This window comes from Burkholderia sp. 4M9327F10, from assembly GCF_005503145.1.
In the GTDB taxonomy this organism is placed as follows: domain Bacteria; phylum Pseudomonadota; class Gammaproteobacteria; order Burkholderiales; family Burkholderiaceae; genus Paraburkholderia.
Map to the genome: position 1 here is coordinate 39,455 of NZ_SCNV01000048.1, position 26,020 is coordinate 65,474.

General features: G+C 61.6%; 12 protein-coding genes. 9 read left to right on the plus strand and 3 right to left on the minus strand.

Features of this window, described 5'->3' with window-relative positions:
• Positions 1-50: 50 nt before the first annotated feature.
• Positions 51-1,574 carry a CoA-acylating methylmalonate-semialdehyde dehydrogenase gene (locus FFS45_RS31025; protein ID WP_137958461.1) on the plus strand — a complete coding sequence of 508 codons (1,524 nt, stop codon included), beginning with the start codon at positions 51-53 and terminating at the stop codon, positions 1,572-1,574.
• Between the two features lie 319 nt (positions 1,575-1,893).
• Positions 1,894-2,100 (plus strand): hypothetical protein, encoded by a 207-nt coding sequence (locus tag FFS45_RS41915; RefSeq protein ID WP_171029799.1) that lies wholly within the window; start codon positions 1,894-1,896, stop codon positions 2,098-2,100.
• 120 nt (positions 2,101-2,220) lie between these two features.
• Here the strand turns inward: FFS45_RS41915 and FFS45_RS31035 are convergent, their stop codons facing one another.
• Positions 2,221-3,495, minus strand: a complete 1,275-nt coding sequence (locus FFS45_RS31035) for an ATP-binding protein (RefSeq protein WP_137958463.1) — start codon at positions 3,493-3,495, stop codon at positions 2,221-2,223.
• Positions 3,479-4,213: a response regulator gene (locus FFS45_RS31040; protein WP_137958464.1), complete on the minus strand. Its 735-nt coding sequence runs from the start codon at positions 4,211-4,213 to the stop codon at positions 3,479-3,481. The genes FFS45_RS31035 and FFS45_RS31040 overlap by 17 nt, the downstream gene beginning before the upstream one ends.
• Before the next feature lie 408 nt (positions 4,214-4,621).
• Here FFS45_RS31040 and FFS45_RS31045 point away from each other — a divergent pair, with 408 nt between their 5' ends.
• The 3 genes from FFS45_RS31045 to FFS45_RS31055 are packed head-to-tail and all read left to right on the plus strand — an operon-like array spanning position 4,622 to position 10,563.
• Positions 4,622-5,881: an efflux RND transporter periplasmic adaptor subunit gene (locus FFS45_RS31045; protein ID WP_137958465.1), complete on the plus strand. Its 1,260-nt coding sequence runs from the start codon at positions 4,622-4,624 to the stop codon at positions 5,879-5,881.
• A 12-nt stretch (positions 5,882-5,893) separates the two neighbouring features.
• Entirely contained in the window at positions 5,894-9,112 is a 3,219-nt protein-coding gene (locus FFS45_RS31050; RefSeq protein WP_137958466.1) for an efflux RND transporter permease subunit, read from the plus strand.
• The gene (locus tag FFS45_RS31055; protein WP_137958467.1) at positions 9,109-10,563 is read left to right on the plus strand and encodes an efflux transporter outer membrane subunit; all 1,455 of its coding nucleotides are present in this window, start codon (positions 9,109-9,111) and stop codon (positions 10,561-10,563) included. Before FFS45_RS31050 ends, FFS45_RS31055 begins: the two co-directional genes overlap by 4 nt.
• 76 nt (positions 10,564-10,639) lie before the next feature.
• Here the strand turns inward: FFS45_RS31055 and FFS45_RS31060 are convergent, their stop codons facing one another.
• Positions 10,640-11,353: an OmpA family protein gene (locus FFS45_RS31060; RefSeq protein WP_137958468.1), complete on the minus strand. Its 714-nt coding sequence runs from the start codon at positions 11,351-11,353 to the stop codon at positions 10,640-10,642.
• A gap of 841 nt (positions 11,354-12,194) precedes the next feature.
• Here FFS45_RS31060 and FFS45_RS31065 point away from each other — a divergent pair.
• The 4 genes from FFS45_RS31065 to FFS45_RS31080 all read left to right on the plus strand — a co-directional run bounded on the left by FFS45_RS31065 (position 12,195) and on the right by FFS45_RS31080 (position 25,874).
• Entirely contained in the window at positions 12,195-21,383 is a 9,189-nt protein-coding gene (locus FFS45_RS31065; RefSeq protein ID WP_137958469.1) for a hemagglutinin repeat-containing protein, read from the plus strand.
• Positions 21,364-21,612, plus strand: coding sequence for a hypothetical protein (locus FFS45_RS31070; RefSeq protein WP_137958470.1), 249 nt, complete (start codon positions 21,364-21,366; stop codon positions 21,610-21,612). Before FFS45_RS31065 ends, FFS45_RS31070 begins: the two co-directional genes overlap by 20 nt.
• Before the next feature lie 418 nt (positions 21,613-22,030).
• On the plus strand, positions 22,031-24,064 hold the full coding sequence (locus tag FFS45_RS31075) for an acyltransferase family protein (protein WP_137958471.1): 2,034 nt from the start codon (positions 22,031-22,033) through the stop codon (positions 24,062-24,064).
• Positions 24,065-24,164: 100 nt separating this feature from the next.
• Positions 24,165-25,874: a ShlB/FhaC/HecB family hemolysin secretion/activation protein gene (locus tag FFS45_RS31080; RefSeq protein ID WP_137958475.1), complete on the plus strand. Its 1,710-nt coding sequence runs from the start codon at positions 24,165-24,167 to the stop codon at positions 25,872-25,874.
• The last annotated feature ends 146 nt before the right edge of the window (positions 25,875-26,020 follow it).

Consider the following 26,020-nt stretch of genomic DNA (forward strand, 5'->3'; position numbering starts at 1 on the left):
GTCTTCAGGGCGCCTGCGCGCCGGTCCCATCCAGAACCCGAGGTAATGAAATGAATGCAGTGAACGAGCAAGCGAACCTGTCGGTGCAGCAACTGGGCCATTTCATCGGCGGCGCGGCTGCCGCGCCCACCAGCGGCCGCTTCAAGGACGTGTTCAATCCCGCCACCGGCAAGGTGACCGGCTCGGTCGCGCTCGCCTCGGTCGCGGAAGTCGACGCGGCGGTCCAGGCGGCCAAGGCGGCTTTTCCCGCATGGAGCGAGACCGCGCCCATCAAGCGCGCACGCATTCTGTTCAAGTTCAAGGAGTTGCTCAACCGGCACCACGACGAACTGGCGCTGCTGATTACGCGTGAACACGGCAAGGTGTTCTCGGATGCGCAAGGCGAAGTGGTGCGCGGCATTGAAGTGGTCGAATTCGCTTGCGGCATTCCGAACCTGTTGAAGACCGACTTCACCGACCAGATCGGCGGCGGCATCGACAACTGGAACCTGCGCCAGGCGCTCGGCGTGGTCGCCGGCATCACGCCGTTCAACTTCCCGGTGATGGTGCCGATGTGGATGTTCCCGGTCGCGCTCGCGTGCGGCAACACGTTCGTGCTGAAGCCGTCGGAGCGCGACCCGTCGGCGTCGCTGCGCATTGCTGAACTGCTGAAGGAAGCGGGCCTGCCCGATGGCGTGTTCAATGTGGTCAACGGCGACAAGGTCGCGGTCGACGCGCTGATCGATCACCCGGATGTCGCGGCGCTGTCGTTTGTCGGCTCCACGCCGATTGCCGAATACATCTACACCGAAGCATCGAAGCGCGGCAAGCGCGTGCAGGCCTTGGGCGGCGCGAAGAACCACCTCGTCGTGATGCCCGATGCCGATCTCGACCAGGCTGTCGATGCGTTGATCGGTGCGGCCTACGGTTCGGCCGGCGAGCGCTGCATGGCGATTTCGGTGGCGGTGGCGGTGGGCAACGTGGGCGACCGCCTGATCGAAAAGCTGGTGCCGCGCGTGAAGTCGCTCATCATCAAGAACGGCGAAAACGCCGACGCCGAGATGGGTCCGCTGGTGACGGCCGAACATAAGGCCAAGGTGGCCGGCTATATCGCGTCGGGCGAGGCGGAAGGCGCGACGCTGGTCGTCGATGGCCGCGCGCATCCGGTCGCGAGTGAAGAAGGTTTCTTTATCGGCGGCACGCTGTTCGATCAGGTCGGCACGCAGATGAAGATCTACAAGGAAGAGATCTTCGGGCCGGTACTCGCCGTCGTGCGCGTGCCGGACTTCGCGAGCGCGGTCGAACTGATCAACGCGCACGAATTCGGCAATGGGGTGTCGCTGTTCACTTCAGATGGCGGTGTGGCGCGCGCCTTCGGCCGGCAGATCCAGGTGGGCATGGTGGGCATCAATGTGCCGATTCCGGTGCCGATGGCGTGGCATTCGTTTGGCGGCTGGAAGCGTTCGCTGTTCGGCGATCACCATGCTTATGGCGAAGAAGGGGTGCGCTTCTACACGCGCTACAAGAGCATCATGCAGCGCTGGCCCGACAGCATCGCCAAGGGCGCGGAGTTCACCATGCCGGTGGCGAAGTAAGGGCGTTGCCAGGCAGCGTGGCTTCCCGGTTGCCGCGCTGCGTGAACTGAATAAAGGCGGCCAAAGGTCTTACTTCGGCTTACTTACGGCAACAAGACGTAGAGGCGCCAAATGCCTCCAACGACCCCTATATGTTCCTGTAGTGCGCAAACCGAGGTTGATTCCGCGGTTTGCGCGCACGCTTGCGGCAAACCTTTGTCTGGATTGTAACGGCGCTGTTAAACACGATCCTTCGTGGATTGATATGTTGCGGGCATTGCGGTTGATAGGGACCGAATCGACGGTCCCGTGCTCGCAACACCTCACGAAGGAGAAGCGCATGAGAAAGTTAGCGATAGTGGCGGCCCTGGCGGCGCTGACGGCTACCCTGAGCGGTTGCTGGTGGGGACCGGGCCCAGGTTGGGGTGGCCCTGGTGGCGGTGGCCCTGGCGGCCCCGGCGGTGGCGGTCCGGGCGGTCCTGGCGGAGATGGGCCACACGGCTCGATCACGGTTCCCGCTCAGGTGGCTCAGGTGGCTCAGGGCTGAGCCGTGGCGATGGACCGAGCGGGTGCGGTACGCAGCCGCTGTCCGCGTCGAGCTTAAGCCAGCACACGCAAAAACGCCTGCCATGCCATGGCGGGCGTTTTTGCATACAGACGGCGCATGTCACACGTTGCCGCGATTGCCGCCGTGTGCAGCCGGAAACGTCAGCGATACGGCAAAGCCGCCAGCGGGCGCATTTTCCGCGTCAAACGTCCCGCCGTTATATCGCACCAGCCGCCGGACGATTGCGAGTCCCAGCCCGCAGTGAGCGTCGCCGCCGCGCGCCTGGTCGAGCCGTACGAAAGGCTGCAAGGCCCGCTCCAGTTGTCCGGCGGGAATGCCGTTGCCGTGATCGCGCACGCTCAATGTGTATTGCTCGTTGCGCCGGTAAGTCGAGATTTCCACCGGCGGCTCGCCATAGGTCAGCGCGTTCTCGATCAGGTTGGCGAGAATCCGGTCGAGGTCTACCAAAGGCAGGCTGAAACCGTCGCCGGCTTGCAGATCCACCCGCATCAGCGCATCGTCCGCGAGACTCTCGCCATAGTGCCGGCGGCAATGGGCATCGACGCCGGCACGCGGCGAGGTATCGGCCGTCTCACGCGCGAAATCGAGGAACTGGGTGACGATGCGCGACAGCGACTCGGCATCGCGCAGAAAGCCACTGCGGTTCGATTCGTCGGGCAGCAGATCGGCGCGCACCTGCATCCGTGTGATCGGGGCGCGCAGGTCGTGTGCCACACCGGCCAGCATCACTGCGCGTTCCTGTTCAGCCCGCACGAGGTCATGCACCATCTGGTTGAAGTCGCCGATCAGTTCCTTGACTTCACGCGGCCCGCCCGGCCGCACCACTGGCACCCGGTGACCGACGCGGAATTCGCGTGCGGCGAGCGCGAGCCTGTGCAACGGCCGCTGCAGATACCACGCGCCCAGTAGCGCAATGATCACGGCGAGTGCGAGCATCAGCGCCGACGCGCTCACGAAGCGGCGCCCCGGCAACACCGCGTTTTGCAGTTTCAGCCAGTCCGGATTGTCTGCATATCGCACCCACACGGTGCCGTTGCTGCTGTCGAACACCACCTGGCTGCCTGGCGGCAGCTTGTTGCGCAGATCCCGGTCGAACGGACCGAATGTGTTCGTGCAAGGCGCAGGGCAACCTTCTTCGATTGCCTTGCTCGCCGGCACGTAGGAGAGTCCAAGCGTCTGGGCGACATGCGATGCAGCGGGCCGTCCGTCCTGTTCGGCCTGTACGGCGAGCATGACGGCATTTTCCAGATGGGTGGTCTCCAACTGGCCGCGTTCGAGATCCACGAGGAACAACAGGGTGAGGTGGACCAGCACGATCAGCCCCACGGTCATCAGGGCAAGCCGGCCAAACAGCGTGTTAAACGGGTTTTTCATCGTCGCTATCGCCAGGCACGAACATGTAGCCTACGCCGCGCAACGTCTGAATGCGGCGCGGGTTGGCCGGGTCGTCTTCGAGCAGGCGGCGCAGACGCCACACCGGCACGTCGATGCCGCGTTCGGTCACTTCTGAATAAGGGCCATGCAGCAGGTCCACCAGCTTTGTGCGCGAAAGCGCTTCCATTGGGTGCTGCACGAACACTTCGAGCAATGCGTATTCGCTGCCGGTCAGCTTGAGCGGCTCGTCGTCGCGCAACAGCGTGCGCGAGGCGAAGTCGAGCCGGAAGCGTCCAAAGCGGAACGCCTCGCGCCGTTCAACCGGCACGGGTGACTGAGCTTGCGCGTGACGGCGCAGCACGGCGTGAATGCGCGCGAGCAATTCCTGCGGCATGAACGGCTTGCCGAGATAGTCGTCGGCACCGAGCTCCAGGCCGATCACGCGATCCACGCCATCGGCGCGTGCCGTCAGCATGATCACGGGGATGGTGTCGCCGCTCAGGCGCAGTTGGGTGAGCGCGGTGAGCCCGTCGACACCCGGCATCATCAGATCGAGCACCACGATCGAGGGCCGCTCGCGTTCGAGCCGGCGCGCAAGATGGTTCGCGTCGTGCAGCACCGAAAACGCGATGTCGCGTTGCTGGAAAAAGGTTCTCAGCAGGTCGCGCAGGTCGGCGTCGTCGTCGACCAGCAGGACATGAATGGGCGTGTCGGACATGGTTGGACCCGAGGAGATGGGGCCGGGTAAGGCCGTAAAGGCAGCGCGTGTGGAAATTGGGGCGGCTGCCGGTAAGGATGGAGATTCCACGAAGCCAGGTTGCACGCGCCTCGTACAACGAAATATAGCGAAATTGACTGCCGCGCCGGTTGCGGGTTCTTAACGATGCTTACGGTTTATTACGCGCTCGCCGCCGCAGCGGGCTGAGCGCGTTGTGTTACGGAGCGTAATCGAGCCCTAAGCCATCGTAATCGACCGCTTATTAAGCTGGGTCATCCATTGCCGCCGGGCATGGCTTTGCGTGGTTTCTGTCGCCCCTTCATCGTTCTTCCCGCGCTTTTGAGACCCGCATGCGCCAATGCATGCCAGGCGGCTCTTTGTCGAATTCAGCCGAAGGATGCCCTGAGCATGACAAGAGTCCATATTTTGCCGGCGCTGCCCTCGCGCGCGATGGCAGTCAGTCCGCTTGCCCTCGCGGTAGTCGCCGCCGCATTTGCCCTCGCGGGCTGCGGCCGCCAGGGGCCGCAGATGCCGCCCCAAATGACCCCGGAAGTCGGTGTCGAGATTGTCGCGCCGCATCCGGTGGTTTCCAGTACCGAACTCTCCGGCAGGCTCTCCGCCATCCGCGTGGCCGATGTCAGGCCGCAAGTGGAGGGCATTGTGACCAGGCGCCTCTTCACGGAAGGTTCGCTGGTCGCAGCCGGCAGCGTGCTGTACCAGATCGATCCGGCCAGCTATCAGGCCTCCTACGACCAGGCCGTTGGCACGCTCGCAAAAGCGGTGGCCACGGCCGCCGCCGCGCAGACCAAAGCCTCGCGCTACACCGAGTTGTCGAAGATCCAGGGCGTCAGCAAGCAGGACTATGACGACGCGATCTCGTCGCTGCAGGAAGCCCAGGCGGACGTGGTGGCTGATCGCGCCGCATTGAAGACCGCCGCGATCAACCTCGGCTATACGAAGGTGGTCGCACCTATCGCCGGGCGCATCGGCAAATCCAGCGTCACCGAAGGCGCCCTGGTCACGGCGGAGCAGACCACCGCGCTCGCCACGGTGCAGGCCACGCAAGAGATGTACCTCGACGTCACCCGTTCGTCGGTGGACTGGCTGCGCCTGCAAAAGGAGTTCGCGAACGGCCAGTTGCAGCAGGCCGGCAAGGACGGGGCGGTGGTCCATCTGGTGATGGAAGACGGCACGGCTTATCCGCAGACCGGCAAGCTGTTGTTCTCGGATATCACCGTTGATGCCACTACTGGCTCGGTCACCTTGCGTTGCGTGTTCCCAAATCCCGACGGCGTGTTGCTGCCCGGCATGTTTGTGCGCGCACGGCTTGAAGAAGGTGTGAACCAGCAGGCGATCACGGTGCCGCAACTGGCGGTCTCGCGAGCGTCCGACGGCTCGGCCAGCGTGCTGACGGTCGACGCAGCCAACAAGGTGGTGCAGACGGCGGTTACCGCCGACACCGCTCACGACGCCGACTGGATCGTCACCCGCGGGCTGAAGGCCGGCGACCGGGTGATCGTCGCAGGCTCGCAGAAGGCGCGCGTTGGCGCCCTTGTGACGCCGGTGGAGAGTCCCGCCACCGCCGCAGCGCCCACCGCCCCGGACACGGCCCTGGACACCGCGGCGACCGCTGCCCGGCAGGCCGCGCCCACGACAACCGGTAGCTAAAGCGAGACTCTCATGGCTGGATTTTTTATCAATCGACCGATTCTCGCGTGGGTGATCGCCATCGTCATCATGATGATCGGCGCGGCATCCATGACGACTCTGCCGGTCGAGCAATATCCGAGCGTGGCGCCGGTTTCGGTACAGATCACGGCGACCTATCCGGGGGCCTCTGCCGAAACCGTCGCGACCACGGTCACCCAGGTGATCGAGCAGAAGCTGAGCGGCATCGATCACCTGCTCTATATGTCCTCCACGAGCAGTTCGTCCGGACAGGCCACCATCACACTGACGTTCCAGCAGGGCACCAACGCGGACATTGCCCAGGTGCAGGTGCAGAACAAGGTGGAGCAGGCCACCTCTTCGTTGCCGCAGACCGTGCAGGATCAAGGCGTGCAGGTCGCGAAGGCGGCCAACTCGTTTTTGATGATCGTATCGCTGTCGTCGAGCGACGGCAGCATCAGTTCCATCGATCTCGGCAACATCATCGCCACGCAGATTGAAGATCCGCTGACGCAGATCGACGGCGTCGGCGACGTGACGCTATTTGGTGCGCAGCACGCGATGCGCATCTGGCTAGATCCGGTGAAGCTGCAAGCGGTCGGCTTGACGACCAGCGACGTGACGACCGCCATCACCAACCAGAACGTCCAGCTCTCAGTTGGAGAGATTGGCGGCGCGCCGTCCACCCGGGCTCAGGCGATCAACGCAACCATCTCGTCCTCAAGCCTGCTCACGACCCCTGCGCAGTTCGGCGCCATTCTCTTGCGCGTGAACAGCGACGGCTCGAAAGTGCTGCTCAAGGACGTGGCGCGCGTCGAGGTGGGCGGCGATGACTACAGTACGGACTCGCGTCTGAACGGCAAACCGGCCGCGTCGCTCGCCATCAAGCTTGCGAGCGGTGCGAACGCGATGAATGTCGCCAAGGCCGTGCGCGCGAAGCTGACCGAACTGGGCGCACAACTGCCGTCCAGCGTGGTGGTGGACTACCCGTACGACACGACGCCCTTCGTGCGCATCTCGATAGAAGAGGTCTTCAAGACGCTGATCGAAGCGGTGATGCTGGTGTTCGTCGTGATGTACGTGTTTTTGCAGAACTTGCGGGCGACGCTGATTCCGACCATCGTTGTTCCGGTTGCGCTGCTGGGCACGTTTGCGGTGATGTCGGTGGTGGGCTTTTCGATCAACGTGCTCTCGATGTTCGGACTCGTGCTCGCTATCGGCCTGCTGGTCGACGACGCGATCGTCGTGGTGGAGAACGTCGAGCGCCTGATTGCCGAAGAAGGATTGTCGCCGCTCGAAGCCACGCGCAAGGCGATGAAGCAGATCACCGGGGCGCTCGTCGGCATTACCACGGTGCTGGTCGCGGTCTTCATCCCGATGGCGTTCTTCTCCGGCTCGACCGGCGCGATCTACCGTCAGTTCTCCATTACGATCGTGGCGGCCATGCTGCTGTCGGTGTTTCTCGCGTTGACGCTCACGCCCGCACTATGCGCGACTCTGCTCAAGCGTTCGGACGTCGAGCATCACGAGAAGCGCGGTCCGCTGGGGTGGTTCAACCGTATGCTGGCGCGCGGCACGCATCGCTACGGCGCGGCGGTGACCGGTGTGATCGGCAAGCCCCTGCGTTATATGGTGATTTATGGGCTGATCGTGGGCGTAGTGGCGTTGCTCTTCATGAAGCTGCCTTCGTCGTATCTGCCGGACGAGGACCAGGGCATCATCATCACGTCGATTTCGGCGCCGGTCGGCACGCCGGCGGCGGCCACACTGGAAACCGTCAAGCAGGTGGAGGCTTATTACCTCGGGCTGCCGCAGGTGGACAAGATCATCTCCATCACGGGCTTTAGTTTCAACGGCTCAGGACAGAACAATGCGCTCGCTTTTGTCAGGCTGAAGGACTGGAGCGCGCGACGAGGCGAGGCGAATTCTGCGGCGGCGATTATCCAGCGCGCCAACATGCACTTTGCTGCTACCCGCAATGCGCAGATTTTCGCGCTCAATCCGCCGGCTATCCAGGAGCTCGGTACGCAGAGCGGGCTCGACTTCGAACTGGAAGATCGTGCGGGGCAGGGTCACGACAAGCTGATGGCCGCGCGTCAGCAACTGATTGCGCTGGCGTCGAGCGATAGCACGCTGTCTGGCATGCGCCCAGGCGGTCTCGAGGATACGCCGCAGTTCCAGGTGAATATTGACCGCGAAAAGGCGAGTGCGCTCGGTCTTTCGATTGCCGATGTCAACGACACCTTGCAGACGGCATTCGGTTCGACCTACGTGAATAACTACGTCGATACGGGGAGAATCCAGAAGGTCTACGTCCAGGCCGATGCGCCGTACCGGATGATGCCGGCCGACATCGGACGGTGGTATGTGAGGTCGAGCAGTTCGAGCGCATCTAGCAGTTCCGGCAGTTCCAGCAGCTCCAGCAGTTCAAGCAGTTCCAGCGACTCCAGCAGCACGACGACCACCACCAGTTACGACGGCGAGATGGTGCCGTTCTCGGCTTTTGCCACCGGCAAGTGGAGCTTCGGGCCACCTCAGATAGAACGCTTCAACCGCACGCTGGCCATGGAAATCACCGCGCAGACCGGCCCGCACGCGAGCACCGGCCAGGCGATGGACGCCGTCGACGCGCTTGTGAAGAAGCTGCCCAGCGGCTTCGGCATCGACTGGACCGGACAGTCCTATCAGGAGCGCATGGCCGGCTCACAGGCGATTTACCTGTACGCAATTTCGGTGATCGTGGTGTTCCTGTGCCTCGCCGGCCTGTACGAAAGCTGGTCCATTCCGATTGCCGTCATCCTGGTCGTGCCGCTCGGCGTGCTGGGCGCGCTGCTCGGCGCGGATGTGCGCGGTCTCTCGGACGATATCTATTTCAAGGTCGGCCTGCTCGCGACCATCGGACTCTCCACCAAGAATGCCATCCTGATCGTCGAATTCGCCAAGGACCTGCAGGCGCAGGGCCGCAGCCTGATCGATGCGACGCTCGAAGCCGCACGCCTGCGCTTGCGGCCAATCCTGATGACCTCGCTCGCCTTTGTATTCGGCGTACTGCCGCTCGTTATCAGCACGGGCGCGGGCTCGGCGAGCAGGCATGCGATCGGCACCGGTGTGATGGGCGGCATGATCGCCGCGACCTTTCTCGCGATCTTTTTCGTGCCGGTGTTTTTCGTCGTCGTGCGCCGCTTGTTCGGCGAGCACGGCCACGCCCCGCAAAACGAAGGTGCAGCATGATGAAGCTCAAACTGACCGCCTGTGTGGCGCTTGCGATGGCCGCACTCGCGGGTTGTACGCTCGATCCACATTACGAACGGCCGGCCGCGCCGGTTCCGTCCTCCTATCCGCAAGGTGACGCGTACCGGAGTACGATGGCAGCCCAGACGGCCACAGCCGAAGCGCCGCTTGCCACCGACACCGACTGGTATCAGTTTTTCCGCGATCCGCGCCTGCAGCGCCTGATCCAGATCGCGCTCGACAATAACCGCGATTTGCGAGTGGCGGCGCTGGACGTGGCGGAGTACGAGGCGCAATACCGGATCACGCGCGCCGAGCTGGCGCCTACCGTCAATGCGAGCGGCAGCTTCACGCGTGAACGCGTCGAAGGCGTTACCACAGGCGACAATGAACTGAACGTGGGCACAACGTCGTGGGAGATCGATTTCTTCGGCCGCCTGAGGAGCCTCAAACGCCAGGCGCTGGAGAACTATCTTTCTACCGATGCATCGCGCCAGAGCACCCGGATCAGCCTGATCGCGACGGTGGCGACGGACTACCTGACGTGGCTATCCGACGAACGGCTCCTGAAGGTGACCCAGGACACCGTGACAGCGGATCAGGCCACGTACGACGTGACCCGGCGCATCGAGGAACTGGGCAATTCGACCCTGCTCGACGTGCGGGAGGCGGAGAACTCGCTGGCGAGCGCGAAAGCAAGCCTCGCGTCATACCGGCGAGCCGTGGAGCAGGATCGCAACAACCTCGTTGCGGCGCTCGGCGCGCCGCTTCCGGATGACCTGCCCCCCGAGCCCAAGCTGGACGACGCGTTCGACGACGGCGCGCTGTTCGCAGACATCGGCGCAGGCGTGCCGTCCATGTTGCTTGCGCGCCGCCCCGATATCGTGGAGGCCGAGCATGCGTTGAAGGCCGCCAATGCGAATATCGGCGCCGCGCGGGCCGCGTTTTTCCCGAAGATCGAACTGACGGCGACCGCCGGTGCATCGAGTTCGACGCTTTCCAGTCTGTTCAAGGCAGGCAGCGGCGCATGGACTTTCGCGCCGAGCATCTCAATGCCGATCTTCGACTACGGCAGCAACAAGGCCTCGCTCGATGTCGCGAAGATCGAAAAGCAGATCGAAGTCGCGGACTACGAGAGCACCATTCAGACTGCGTTCAAGGAAGTGGCCAATGCGCTGACGGCGCGTGCGACGTATGTGGACCAGGTGCAGGCGGACCGCGAGTATGTTGCTTCGGCCCAGAGCTACTACGTGCTGGCCCAGGCGCGTTACAAGGCGGGTACGGACAGTTTCCTCACGTTCCTCGATGCGCAACGCACGCTCTACACCGCGCAGCAGCAGCTTGCGTCGGATAGTTTGTCGCGACAGAGCAATCTCGTCACCTTGTACAAAGTGCTAGGGGGCGGCTGGAACAATGCGCGTACGGATGAAAGCACTGCCGCGCAGGATTGATGACCCGGGAGCGCGCGGCTCGCACATGCATGTGAGCTGACGCGCCCCGAGGTCTTGAGTCCCACCTCGTGGGCTACTAGTCCCGCACGTACGTCACGATCTCCACCCGGCGGTCAGGCTGAAGGCATCGCACCAGGTCCGCGTTATCCATATTGCCGCATTGGGTGACCGGGTCCTGGCTGCCAAGTCCGTCGGCGCGGATCTTCTGCGCCGGCACGCCCTGCTGGACCAGGACCGCTTTAACTGCCTCGGCACGCCTTCTGGAGAGATCCAGGTTATAGGCGTCGGAACCGAGCCGGTCGGTGTAGCCGCGTACTTCCACGTGACCAAACGGGCTGCCGCGCAGCCGCGCCGCGATCTGTGCGAGGTCCGACAGACCCGCGGGGCGAATGTCGCTTACGTCGCCACGGTCGAACGGAAACAAGGCGTCCGCCGACAGACGTTCGACGCGCGGAGGCGGCGGCGGTTCGGGCGCGGGTTGCACCGCTGCCGGATACACGCCATAGGCGAGCGTTGGTTGAGCGACCCACACGCCGGAAATCCACACATAGCGGCCATGCTCCCATTGCCAATAGCCGTGGTGCCACATATGCCCGGGGCGCGGCGGCGGAACGTACTCGTGAACCGGCCCAGGAGCCGGCACGAGTACGACCTGTGCGAACGCGGCAGGTGCTGTCGCAGCGAGTACGGTTGCCGCGACCAACGTACGCACCAGCGTGCGTGAGTGTGAGATCCGTTTGCGGAATGCGAGCGCGCGGTTTTTGACCGATTGTGATTGTAGGGACGTCATCGGGACAACTCCGGATTATTGTGGGGCGCCACGGATGAATCTGGCACATGCGCATTCTAGGAAGGGCGCATATGACAAGCTCTCTCGGTTTGTAACGAGACGTGTGCGGCGTTACGTATTCTCCGGTGAGGGCCGTTGGCTGGGCGTGAATGAATTGCAAACGATGGTTAAACGGGGCGACAGCGAGGTGTGAGAAGCGGCGTTTCGGGAGGCGCAAGCGAGTGGCAGCGCGGCGATTGTGAAACAAAACCGCACTATGTTTCGGCCTGATGTGGACGGGTAAAGGTGAGGATATTCGGGAGGATCAACCGGCATCGGCACATCCAGCTGGAATGTGCCGCTCCGGCTGGATCGTATGGCGTCAGCTAATTGAAGGCATGCCTGGGAATGCTGATTAGCCGTGGCTGCACGCAAAGGTGAGACTATTCGGGAATCGCGCATGGTGACGAAGAGGTGCGGTGTCTAACTCGCTTTGTTTTCACCTTTTGTTGCGCAGCGGTGAGGGGCGCGTTGCTCAGGCTTATCACCTTTGCAATGCAGTAGAAGCGCGTTTGCCAATGTGTGCGGCGAAGCGCTGCATACGCTTGATGCCTCTTTAACAATCGCTGGTGCATCAATCACTTGGATTGTTTGCTAGAAAGTTATTCACAGCCTTATCAAGCAAAGCTGTGGATAAATCCATCCCGCGCGGGCTATGCCATATCGCGATAACGCACGATAGGATCAATCCGATTTGATGCAAACGTTGTAGCGCCGCACCTTTTGCGAATTTTGACATTTCCCCGGTTCGATATCCGCTAGTTTACGGTCCGTTAGCAATCCGTAATACGAAGCAAAAAGAATGAACCGGAAAACATACAGGCTGGTGTACAGCCGACTGAGAGGCATGCTTGTAGCCGTCGAAGAGAGCGCCACGGCAGCGGGCAAGGAAGCGGGGCAGACCACGGTACGCAGCGAAAAATCACAGGGTGTAATTTTTTCATCATGCGCCGCGCTATTCACACTGAGCACGCAGAGACAGATCACGCTGGCCGCGCTCGCGCTCCTTGGCGCGTTGCCTTCATTGGCGGGTGCACAGATCGTTCCGGGCGGCGCGCACGCCCCCGGCGTCGTCCAGACACAGAACGGGCTGGATCAGGTGAACATCAACCGGCCCTCGGGCGCGGGTGTCTCGATGAACACGTACGGCCAGTTCGATGTTCAGCAGAAAGGCGCGATCCTGAACAACTCGCCCGCCATCGTGCAGACGCAGCAGGCGGGCATGATAAACGGCAATCCGAACTTCGGCCCCGGCCAGTCGGCGCGCGTTATCGTCAACCAGGTCAACAGCAGCGCGGCAAGCCAGATCAACGGGCATCTGGAGGTTGCGGGCCAGCGCGCGGAGGTTGTCATCGCGAACGGCAGCGGGATTTCCGTCAATGGCGGCGGCTTCATTAACACGTCGCGCGCGATCCTGACCACCGGCACACCGAACTTCGCAGCGGACGGCTCGCTCTCGGGTTTCAACGTGACCGGCGGCAACATCAGCATCCAGGGCACGGGACTCAATGCAGGCGACACCGACCAGGTTGACCTGCTTTCGCGCGCCGTACAGGCGAACGCCGCAATCTATGCGAAGAACCTGAATGTCGTGACCGGTGCAAACAGCATCGGCCATGACACACTCAATGCAACGCCGATTGCGGGTGATGGCCCGGCGCCGGGCGTCTCCATCGACGTGAGCCAGCTTGGTGGCATGTACGCCAATCGTATCGTGCTCGTAGGCACGGAACAGGGTGTGGGCGTGTCTAACAGAGGCGTGCTGGCCGCCCAGTCGGGTGACCTGACACTGACCACACAGGGCACGCTCATCCTGGCCGGACAGACTAACGCGAGCGGTAACGTTGCGTTGTCCGCGCGCGATGGCATCGACAACAGCGGCACGACCTACGCGCAGCAGAATGTCATTGCGAACACACCTGGCGCGTTCACGAATAGCGGTGTGCTCGCGGCGCAGCAGAATGCGAGTGTCAATGCCGGCAGTGTGACATCGACCGGCACGCTCGGTGCGGGCGTGAACGTCGACGGCAGTCTCGCGCAATCCGGCGATCTGTCGGTGACGGCCGACGGCACACTGACTGCGACCGGACGCAATGCGGCGGGCGGAAACGCCGCCGTATCCGGGTCGACGGTTGGTCTGGCCGGCAGCAGCACGTCGGCCTACGGCTCGCTGGCGCTTGTTGCCAGCAGCGGCGACCTGAATCTCTCGGGCGCAACCGCGACGGCAGGCGGCGCGCTGGACGCGCACGCCTCCGGGACGCTCATCAACGACGCTGGCGCTCTGTCCTCAGGCGGTGCGCAGACCGTGACTGCGGGGGCGCTGTCCAATCGCAATGGGCAGATCGTCTCGGGCAGTACGCTCAACGTCGCGGTAACCAGTGACTTGTCGAACGAGGGCGGCACGCTGCAGGCCGCGGGTGCGCTTTCCGTCAATGCCGCTTCACTCGACAACTCGGGTGGCCATGTCGCAGCGCTCGGTGCGGATGGCCTGACGCTGAACACGGTCGGCCTCCTGAACAACGGTGCGAGCGGTACCGGGGTTGGCACCATCGGCGGCAACGGCAATGTGACCGTGCAGGCGGGGCAAATTGCAAACGCGGGTTCAATCGCGGCTGTGCAGTCGCTGATTGCCAGCGCGGCGCAGACCCTTTTCAACAGCGGCACGCTGGCGGCGAACGGTAACGTCACCTTGTCCGCAGGTTCAACGTTGACGAACGCGAACACCATCGCGGCTGGTCGTCTGGTGACGCTCACTGCAGCGGCGTTCGACAACAGCCGCGGCAATATTGGCGCTGACCAGCTCGCACTGCATGCGACGAACCTTGTTAATCAGAGCGGCAGCATCACGCAGACCGGCACGGGTGCGACGATTGTCGATGTGACCGGCACGTTCGACAACACGGGCGGCATGCTCCAGACCAGCAGCGAGAACCTCGCGCTCGGCCCTGCTGCACTAGTTAACGACGGCGGCACGATTGCCAGCTCCGGCACCGGCATGCTGTCGGTCAATGCGGGCAAGCTTTCAAACAACGGCGGCACGATTGCGACGAATGGCGCGCTCGATGTCCGGTCGGGCGCCGCGTCGAACCGGGGCGGCACGCTGGCCGCACAGACAGGCGCGGCGCTCCGGATTGCCTCACTGGACAACAGCGCGGGCGGCTATGTGGGTGCACAGACCGTTTCGGTGACTGACACGGGTGCGCTGAACAATGCAGGCGGCACGATCCAGGCGGACGATACGCTCTCGGTCTCCGCGCAATCGGTTGCCAACGATGGCGGCTCCATCGCCAACGGCGGCACCGGCGCGACGACGCTCAGCGCCAGCGGTGCGGTCACGAACACGGGTAACGGCCTGATTGGCGGTAACGGCGCCGTGTCGGTATCGGGCGGCAGCATCGGTAACGCCGGCGGCACGATCACGGCGGGCGGGGCAGCCACGGTGCAGTCCGCCAGCACGCTCGACAACCGGGCGGGTTTGATTCAGGGCAACGGGAACGTCTTGGTGTCGGCACAAGGCGCCATTGACAACACAGGCGGGCAGATCGAGGCGGATGGCATGGGTGCAGCGCTGGCCGTCTCGGGCGCATCGCTGGACAACACGAACGGCCGGATCGCCGACACGGGATCGGGTGCGACGACTGTCAGCGCGGCTACCGTCACGAACAGCAACACAGGTGGCGTCGCTGGCGCAGGCACTATTGGCGGCAATGGTGACGTGACCGTGAATGCGGGTACGCTGTCGAACACGAACGGCGCGCAACTCGTGTCGGGCCATGACCTCGCGCTGAATATCGCCCAGCTTGCAGACAACACCAACGCAACGCTTTCGGGTGCCAACAACGTCACGCTCAACGGTCCGAACGCTGGCGTCATCAATGCGGGCGGCTCGATTCACGGCAACGGTGCGATGGTGCTGAATGCGGTCTCGCTCGACAACACGTCGGGACGGATCGGTAACGATGCAGGTAGCGGAGGCTCGGTATCCGTCAATGCCGGCACGCTTGCGAACCAGAACGGCGCGATCGGCAGCGACCAGAACCTGAGCGTCACGACGGACCAGCTTTCCGGCGACGGCCGGATCGTTGCAGGTAACGATGGCGCGGTCACCATCAACGGAGACTACACGCTCACGGGCGCCAACCAGATTCAGGCCAACAACAACCTGACGTTCACTGCGGCGGGCACCTTCACGAATCAGGGCACGCTTGGCGCGGTGAACGCGCTGACGGTGAACGCAGCGAACGTGGATAACCAGGCCGGTGCGGATCTGAACTCGTCAGACACAACGGTCAATGCCGCGAACGCGATCACCAATGAAGGCCGTATTGAGGGCGATCTGGTGACGACGCATAGCGCGTCGCTGATCAACACGGCTACGATTGTCGGCAATGTGGTCACGCTGAACGCTGGTTCAATCGCCAACACGGGTCCAGCGGCGGCTATCGCAGCCGCCTCTGCGGTGAACCTGTATTCGCCCGGCGACATCTCGAACACGGGTGGCGCGAATATCTTCAGTCTTGGTGACATTAACATTGCCGCAGACGCAACGCGCGATGCTAACGGTGTACTCGCTAAGCGCGGCAACTCGGTCACCAATGACCAATCCACCATCGAGGCAGACGGCAATATCGAGGTCGCCACACAGACGCTGACGAACACGCGCCCCGCGCCTACGGTCGAGACCGTGACAACCGGTGTCGATACGGTTCACCAGACCAAGCGCAGCAAGTACATACCCTGCACGACAACCGGTCCAGATTCGCATACATCCTGCACGCAATCGGTATGGGACAACGGCTATATCGCACCGGTCAACGCGACCTTTTCCGGTTCAGATGTCGTGTCGCAGACTTCCGGTCCGAGCGCTACCGATAACATGCTGGTGGTGAACGTCAATGGCCAGCCGCAGACGATCTGGTACAACACGCTGACCACCAACGCTGACGGCACGATCACGATTAGCTATTGGGACGGCTACGACCCGAACGTCAACTACGACCCCGCCACCGAATATGCATCGCGTAACGATGCCCACAAGGGTTACCAGCGCGTCGAGATCGCACGCGACACGACCACCACCACGCAGCAGGACCAGGTAACCGGACCGCAGGCGCAGCAAGCGCAGATCATGGCAGGCGGCAACCTGGTGCTTGCCAACGTTGGCACGCTGAACAACGCGTACAGCGCGATCGGCGCAGGCGGCTCCATGCAGATCGGCAGTGCCGATGCCGGCGGCGATGTGGCGAGCGGCAACTACGGCGGCACGCTCGTCAACAATACTGGCCAGACGCTCTACCAGTACCAGAAGCAGGACATCGTTTCGACCTATGCATGGAACGAGAACATTTCGCGCGATGTCGGCACGGTGGTTGAACCGTCGATTGTCCTGTCTCCGGTTGCGATTGGCGGCACGGGTGGCACGATCATCGCGAACAAGGCGGTGCAGATCAACGCAACCGATATCAACAACACGAATGTGGTGGCGGCAAACTCCGCGACTGGTGCGACGGGCGGCACGCTTGGCGCGAATGGTGCGGTTGGTGGCATCACCGGCGGCGGGGCACAAACCGTCAACCTCGCAACCGGTCAGACTCAGACCGTTAACGCGCCGCAGTCCATCGCGGGGCCGGGTGGCGCGCTCAGCATTACCCTGCCGCCAGGCGGCCTGTACACGCTCAACACGGCGCCCGGCGCGTCGTATCTGATCGTCACCGATCCGCGGCTGACCAGCTACGCGAGCTTCATTTCAAGCGACTACATGCTGGGGGCACTCGGACTCGACCCATCGAAGACCATCAAGCGGCTCGGCGATGGAGTGTATGAAGAGCAGATGGTGCGCAACCAGATCACGCAACTGACGGGCCGTGTCTATCTGCAGGGCTACACGAGCAACGAGGATGAGTATCGCGCGCTGATGGATAACGGCGTGAACGTCGCGAGGGAATTCAATCTCGAACCGGGCATGGCGCTGACTGCTGCGCAGATGGATGCGCTTACCAGCGATATCGTGTGGCTGGTCCGCCAGAGCGTCACGCTGCCGGATGGCAGCACGCAGCAGGTGCTGGCTCCTGTCGTCTATCTGGCTCATACCCATGCGAACGATTTGCAGCCAACCGGTGCGCTGATTGCCGCGGACGATGTGGAAATTCACGCCACAGGCAGTGCGATCAACTCGGGTGTCATCAAGGGTGGTACGCAGACCGTGGTCAGCGCGACCAATATCCTGAACCGGGGCGGCTCGATTGGCAGCAGCACGGATAGCGGCACGACCGTGGTTTCGGCGAGCAATGACGTGGTGAACGCCTCGGGGCGGATCACGGGCAACCGGGTAGCTGTGCTTGCCGGTCATGACGTCGTGAATACGACGCTGGTGGATGCGATTGGCGTCAGCTCGGCAGCGGGTAACAGCAAGGTCAGCCAGACGCTGCTGGGTGCGCAGGGCACGATTGCGTCGACGGGGGATCTGCTTGTGGCAGCAGGCAATGACCTGGCTGTACACGGTGCGAGCATTGCTGCGGGCGGTAACGCGCAGATTGCTGCGGGTCATGACATCACCGTGGACGCCGTGCAGTCGAACACATCGCAGTCGGTCACGAAGAATGCCGGCCATCATTGGGAGGCGTCCAGCACGATCAACGAGACTGGCGCAATCACGGCTGGCGGCAGTCTTGCGATGCAGAGCGGCAACGATACGACGCTCAAGGGGGCGACCGTTAGCGCGGGCGGCGACATGGCGGTTGTGGCGGGCGGCAACCTGACGGCGACGACTGTCACCAACACCGCGACATACAGCAATGTCGCGACCGACGATAAGACGCGCAAGCAGGTGGACCGTGGCTATGACGAACAGGCGGTGGGGACGAATGTTAGTGCGGGTGGGAATGCAATGCTTGCGGCCTTGAGCGCGGACTCCGCCAAGGGCGACGTCACGCTTACGGGTTCGTCGCTGGCCGCAGGCAACGGTGCGGCAACCGTAGCAGGCACAGGCAATGTGACCATCAACGAAGGTCGTGAAGAGCACGATTCCTACTTGGCTACCGAATCGAAGCGTGGCAGCTTCGTGCATGGCTCGACCACCGACACGATGCAGAACACGCAGGCAAACATCGGCGTGGGCAGCACCGTGTCCGGCGATACGGTCACGGTGAGCGCAGGCAAGGACCTGAACGTCAAAGGCTCCAGCATTGCGGGTACGAATGACGTGAATCTGGCCGCAGCGGGCAACGTGAACATCACGACGTCGCAGGATACGCAGAGCACATCGAGCTACTACCAGAAGCACGAGTCCGGCTTCGGCACAGGTGGCGGGATCGGTATTTCGGTAGGCAGCAAGACGCAAACCGACACGGCCAGCACCACTCAGGTCACGAACACCGGTAGCACGATCGGCTCGCTAAATGGCAGTCTGAACATCACTGCAGGCAAGGATTTGCATGTGACGGGCAGCGATCTGATCGCCGCGCAGAATGTCACGGGCACGGGCGCGAATGTCACGATCGACTCGGCCGTCGATACGATGCACCACGACGAGATGCACGAGGTTAAACAAAGCGGCTTTACGCTCGCGATCAAGGCGCCGGTGATTGACGCGGTGTCCAATACGGTTGACCAGGCGCACACGGCGCGCCGCGGCCAGGACGATCGCGCGGCCGCGCTGCACGGCATGGCGGCGGCGAGCGGTGCAATTGATGCGGTGGGCGCTGCAGATGCTGCATTGGGCGAGCTTGCCAACGGACAGACGCCATCGGCAAAGATCGAACTCAGTTATGGCAGCAGCCATAGCAAGACCACCTACACCGAGGACAGTACGACCCATCGCGGGTCAAACGTCGCGGCCGGTGGCACGGCTGCGTTTGCCGCAACCGGTGATGGCATGCCGGGAAGCGGCAACCTGACGATCGCAGGTTCGAATGTGAACGCGAATGACGTAATCCTCGCGGCAAGGAACCAGGTCAATCTCGTGAACACCACTGACACCGATTCGACACGCAGCACGAACGAATCGGGCAGCGCGAGCGTGGGCATCTCGTATGGCACGCAGGGCTTCGGTGTCGATGCGTCGATGTCGAAGGCGCACGGCAACGGCAACAGCGATGCCGCCGTGCAGAACAATACGCATGTGACGGCAGCGAATACTGCGACGATCATTTCAGGCGGCGACACCAACATCATCGGCTCGAACGTCAACGGCCGTCAGGTGAACGCCGATGTTGGCGGCAACCTGAACATCGCTAGCGTGCAGGACACGATGTCGAGCAACGCCCATCAGGAGAGCACGGGCGGGGGCTTTGCGATCAGCCAGGGCGGTGGCAGCGCGAGCTTCAGTCATACCAACGCGAACGCAAACGGCAGCTATGCGGGTGTGAACGAACAGGCCGGCATCCAGGCGGGCGACGGCGGCTTTAATGTCAGCGTCAAGGGCAACACCGACCTCAAGGGTGCGGTGATTGCGAGCGATGCGGATGCATCAAAGAACAACCTGTCCACCGGGACGCTGACCTTTAGCGATATCCAGAACCAGTCGAGCTACGACGCGCATTCGGGCGGATTCAGCGCGGGTGTGACGACGGGTGACGGCGGTGCGAACTACAGCACCCATAGCAATACGTCAGGCAAGAATACGGGCGGCGGTGCGCCGATGTTGAGCCAGAACGACAGCGGTAGCGACAGCGCGACGACGCGTAGCGGAATCAGCGCGGGCACGATCAGTGTCACCGATGTAGCCGCCCAAACGCAGGATATTGCAAGCCTGAACCGGGATACGTCGAACACGAACGGCACGGTTGCCAGATTGCCGGACGTGAATAATCTGCTGGATCGCCAGGCCGACATGATGGCGGCGGCGAGTGTGGCGGGCGAGGCGGTGTCGCGGCGCATTGGTGATTTTGCGGATGCGCAGGCCAAGGCCACAGGCGATCCGGCGTGGGCGGAAGGTGGCGCGTATCGGGCGGAAATGCAGGCTGCAGGCGCTGCGCTTGTGACCGGCCTTGCTGGCGGAAACGCGCTCGGTGGTGCTGCGGGTGCGGGAATCGCTTCAATTGCGGCCGGCAGGCTGAACGAATTGAGCGGGGCTATCGCTGGATCGAATCCGACTGGCAACCCGGATATGAATACGGCGCTTGGCAACATCGTGGCGAATGTGATTGCGACTGGCGCCGGTGCAGCGGTTGGCGGGGATGCGGGTGGGTTCTCGGGGTACAACGTGGATCGGTTTAATCGGCAGTTGCATCCGGATGAAAAGCAGGCCATTGCGAAGCAGGCCAATGGAGACAGCGCGGAAGAGAAAAAGCTGACGCAGGCGGCTTGCTACGTGGTGAAATGCTGGGCCGAGTATCCCCAGGGGAGCGACCAGTACAACTCGAATTATGTGAGCCAGCTTGAAGCGTCACAACTCGGGCCAGAGTTGCAATGGGTGAGCAACCAGAAGGAAGCCGGATTGTTCGACTACACGCCGACGCAGAAGATCGCGGACATGGTGCAGAGCGATCCGTTGGGTACGGCGAAGGACGCGGCCAAGGTGGTTCTTGGCGGAGTCACCACGAAAACTGGCGTGGGACTCTGCACATCGGGCCTTGGATGCGCGGCAGGTGTTCCGATTGCTGCATTCGGTGCTAGCGATATGGCAGAAGGCGCTGACGGACTGTACAACCGATACAACGGCATCAGCGCACCAGCGGCGAATCCGTTGAGATATGGGTTCAATCTGCTTAGTCCGACGTGGGGTGATACGGCATATGATGGATTGAACCTTATGGCAGCGGCTATGGCGTTGAGAGCCCCTGTTTCGCTTAAGATGGGTACGGCAGACGGCCTGAATCGCTCTGGTTCAATGTTTGACGTCACCGTGCCGCGCATCAACAACAATACGCTCATACCATTCATTGGGCAGGCTGCGCCTTATGGTACGACCCAAGCGATTCTGCTTTTTGGGATTGGCACAAAGGGAGTAACTGTCATCAACGACGTTCGAAATGCTGGTGATAAGAAATGAACTGGAAAAGACTCTATGCGACGTCGCAGATCTGTTTAATGGTATGTGTGGTATCCACGTTCAGCGCAGGTTTCTGGTCGTTTCTCGTCGCAGGGCTCTGCCGGATAGTATTCAAGCTGGGGGACAACGCATCAATGCTGCTGATTGGTCTCCCGGCATTCGTTGTTCTATTTCCGATATTTGTAAAACACTTGCCGAAGCCTTTGCGCAAAGCCGGCATGTTGAGTGACGATCCTGCAACGTTTGGCCCATGGATCAAGGACTAACATGGTCCAAAAAATCAAACTGTCGGTGGATCGCTATAACTGGCAACTGCATCCTGACAAATGCGCGATGGCGAAGCCGGACGCAAAAATCGTTGTGTGGCACCTTGGTATCAGCGAACAGAACGAGACATCTGGTGCAGCGGGTGGTGTCCAAAGAAATGAGTGCGCACTTTCGGATGGGTACCGCTATCGGTTCATACGAGTTCATGCACTGAGAGTTGGCAGTTTCACACATAGGCTGATTCACAGCCGAACGCGTCACTAACACAAGCCAAAGATCGTATAGAAGCTAATTTATTCTAATTAATTAGTAATGCGAATAAATTGAGCTAATCAAGTGAAACAAATGCCGCCAAACGCCCCCAAAACCCGAGCCAAACAATGAGCACCGCCGTAACCAGAATCACAACCATCCCCGATGCAACAAAATACCGCCGCGACATTGACGGTCTGCGCGCCGTCGCCGTTCTAGCAGTTGTTATCTTCCACGCCTTCCCATCCCTGCTTCGCGGTGGCTTTATCGGCGTCGACATCTTCTTCGTGATCTCAGGCTTCCTCATCACGAACATTCTGCTTGCCGAACTGGAAACGGACGAATTTAGTATAGGAAAGTTCTACATCCGTCGAATCAGGCGCATTTTCCCGAGCCTCGTGACGGTGCTCATCGCGGTCTACGCGCTTGGCTGGTACTCCCTGTTCAAAGACGAGTACAAGCAGCTCGGCAAACACATATTGGCCGGGTCGGGTTTCGTTGCGAACCTGGCGTTCTGGAACGAAGCCGGATACTTTGACGTGGCGGCGCAGACCAAACCGCTCCTCCATCTGTGGTCGCTCGGCGTTGAAGAGCAGTTCTACATAATCTGGCCGTTAGTGCTTGCGGTAGTGCACAGGCGTCGCGCCAATCTATTGGGGGCCATCGTAGCAGGTGCGGTGATTTCGTTTGGCGTAAACGTCGCGCTGATATCGCATCATCCGGCGGCGGCGTTCTTTTCACCAATCAGCCGCTTTTGGGAGCTGCTTGCGGGAGCACTGCTCGCGTGGTCGAGCCAGACGCAACTTGCAGTTGATGGGCCTCACGAGAACTGGAAGTCTGTTGCCGGGCTGGTGCTTTGCGTGGCTGCGATGTTCGGGCTGAACAGCAGCATGGATTTTCCAGGATGGTGGGCGCTGTTACCAGTCGTTGGCACCGCGTTGCTGATCTCGGGTCGCAACACGGCGTTCAACACTCAAGTGCTCGGTTGCCCGCCTCTTGTCTGGATTGGAAAAATCAGTTATCCGCTTTATCTGTGGCACTGGCCGCTGCTCTCTTTCGCCACAATCCTTGCGGGCGATACGCCAGAGCCACATGTACGCATCGGAGCGATTGCATTATCGGTTGTGCTTGCATGGCTGACCTGTGCCACCATCGAAAATCCTGTTCGATTCGGCAAGCCGCACTGGTCCAAGGTTGTCGTTCCGTGTGTCCTCCTCGCGGCGATCGCTTACGTCGGTGGCATGACGTACGTACGGGACGGGCTAGTGTTCCGCAAAGGCTATAGCTCAACTGCGGACGTAAATACCGCTACGCTTGGTGCGGGACACGAGTTCACCAGGCCCGAATGCGGTGTTCCGAAGACCAGTCAGCATCTATTCGACTTTTGTGCAGAAGACCGGCGGGAAAAGCCGCGTGCGGTCGTATGGGGCGACAGCAAAGCGGATTCGCTGTATTGGGGGCTCGTTCGTGCCTCGAACGCTGACCAACGTTGGACGCTCGTTGCACGTGCGAGTTGTGCACCTTTGACCGGCGTGGCGCAGTTCAACCCTGCGGTAAAGGACGATCCTGAGGTCTGCGAAAGTGCAGACCGTCTTGCGCTTGAAGCGATCCTCGGCAATAGAGACTTGAAGCTCGTGGTGCTAGGGATAGCAGCACGTGACCTGATTGATCCGCGCTTTGTCGACAGTGCGGCGAAGACCGCAGACCCGGACGGAGCATTCAATGGGCTAGGCCGCTCAATCACGGCCCTTCAGCGAGCTGGAAAGCGGGTCGTTCTTGTGATCGACAACCCAACCTTGCCCGATCCTCGAGGATGCATGGATCGTCGACTGTCGGGCTTTGCGGCGGTGCGTGCCTTGCTCTCGTTGCACAAGACCGGCGTGGAGTCGGACCATTGCACGATCGCCTATAACGCACACCTTGCCGCTACCGCAAAGTATCGCGCGATTGTTTCAAAGCTCCAGGCCGCATATTCCGATCTGCTTGTTTTCGACCCCACGCCAATCCTTTGTGACGTCTCCAAGGGCACATGTCCGATCGCGAGGAACGGGAAGTATCTCTATAGCTACGGGGACCACATATCCGATACGGCAAACGGCCTGATTGCCGCACAGCTTCTCGCGCAACTCAACAACAGTGAATCTCATGCATTACAGAAGTAAAAAACTGAACAGTGCAACGCACCCAGGCGTTCGCGGCGTATTGGGCAATAAAAATAGCAAATACATCATCTCGCAGTTGCTATGGTGCCTGTTCGGCGTGATGTCGATGTTCCCTGCGAAGGCGGTCGAAATTACTCCGCCCGACATTGCCGCCGCCGCACGCGCCAACGCCGAGCAGAACCAGCAAGTCCAGCAGCAACGCGACGCACAACGACGCGAAGCCGACCTGCAGGCGCCCGCCGTACGCTCAGCCATCGCCACATTCGACGGCTATCCGCTGCTGCCAGCCGAAACGCCATGCTTCCGCATCAGCACATTCGCGCTCGACGTCCCCACGACACTCCCCAATACCGTGCGCAGCAAGGGAGCTTCGGCCTTACCCTTGGACCCGTTCGCATTTGCGCGCGAATGGCTCGACCACTACAAAGGGCAATGCGTCGGCAAGACCGGCATTGACACGCTGACAAAGGGGCTGCAGCAGGCGATCCTGAGTCGCGGCTACGTGACCACGCGCGTGCTCGTCCCGCAGCAGGACCTGTCCGGTTGCACGCTGGCATTCGCCCTCGTTCCTGGCGTCGTGCATCAACTCCGCTTTGCCGACCCTGAGACGCGTGGCACCCTGATATCCGCTTTTCCTGCCCGCGACGGCGACCTCCTGGATCTGCGCGACCTTGAACAGGGCTTGGAGCAGATGAAGCGCGTCGCCTCGCAGGACGTGGACATGAAGATCGAGCCGACCGACACACCGGGCGAAAGCGATGTCGTCGTGACCGTGAAACGCTCGAAGCCCTGGAGCCTGGTTGCATCAGTCGATAATTCGGGCACGGATGCGACCGGCAAGTGGCAAGGCAACCTGAGCCTCGGCATTGACAACCCGCTTGGCCTGAACGACGTGTTCACAATCGGCGCAAACCAGGACCTGTCGTTCGGCAACAAATCGCTCGGCTCGCATGGCTTCAACGGCTCGTATTCCGTGCCTTGGGGCTACTGGACAGCCACGCTGTCCGGCAACACGAACACCTACTACCAGAGCATCGCCGGCGTAAACCAGACGTTCGTGTCGAGCGGCAATTCGCAGACAGCCGCGCTTAGGCTCGCGCGTGTACTAAGGCGTAGCAAGAGCGACGTATTCGGCATGGAGTTTCAGCTATCGAAGCGTTTCGGTGAGAGCTTCATTGATGACACCGATATCCCGCAGCAGCGGCGCAACAACACGTTCATCGAAGCAGGGCTGACCGACCGGCATTACTTTGGCGCGTCGCAGTTCGACGGCACCCTTGCGTATCGGCAGGGCATCAGCGGGCTTGGTGCGACGCCCGACCCGTATCCGGCCGGCCCCACGTACCGTTACCACATGGCGGTACTCGACGCGAACCTGTCGGTGCCCTTTGCTGTCGCACAACAGCGCTTCCGCTATGTTACGACCGTCCATGGTCAATTCACCCATGACACGCTTTTCTATCTGGACGATCTGACCATCGGCAGCCGTTACACAGTGCGTGGCTTCAACGGAGAGACCATGCTGGCGGCGGAGAAAGGTTTCTACTGGCGCAACGAACTGCAATGGCCCATCGGACAGACGGGGCAGGCGTTATATGCGGGGATCGACTATGGCTGCGTGTTCGGACCGAACACAACGTATCTGGCGGGGACGCAACTCGCGGGTGCGGTAATCGGCGTCCGCGGTGGTCTGCCTGCACGCTTCGCTGGTCTGTCCTATGACCTGTTCGCCGGGACGCCGGTCTACAAACCCAGCGGGTTTCCGACCTCGCGAGTGACGGTCGGAATGCAGGCCACGGCGCAGTTCTAGTTTGACTTGTCCACAGGGTTGTCAACGGATTCTTTATAGCGGACTGTAGAGAAATGGCTGCGTACCCCATAATTGGGGGGACTTACTATGCGCCAGTAGCGGGTATCCGTCAGCGTGCGTGTCGATTTTTTCTTCTTCGTACTGAA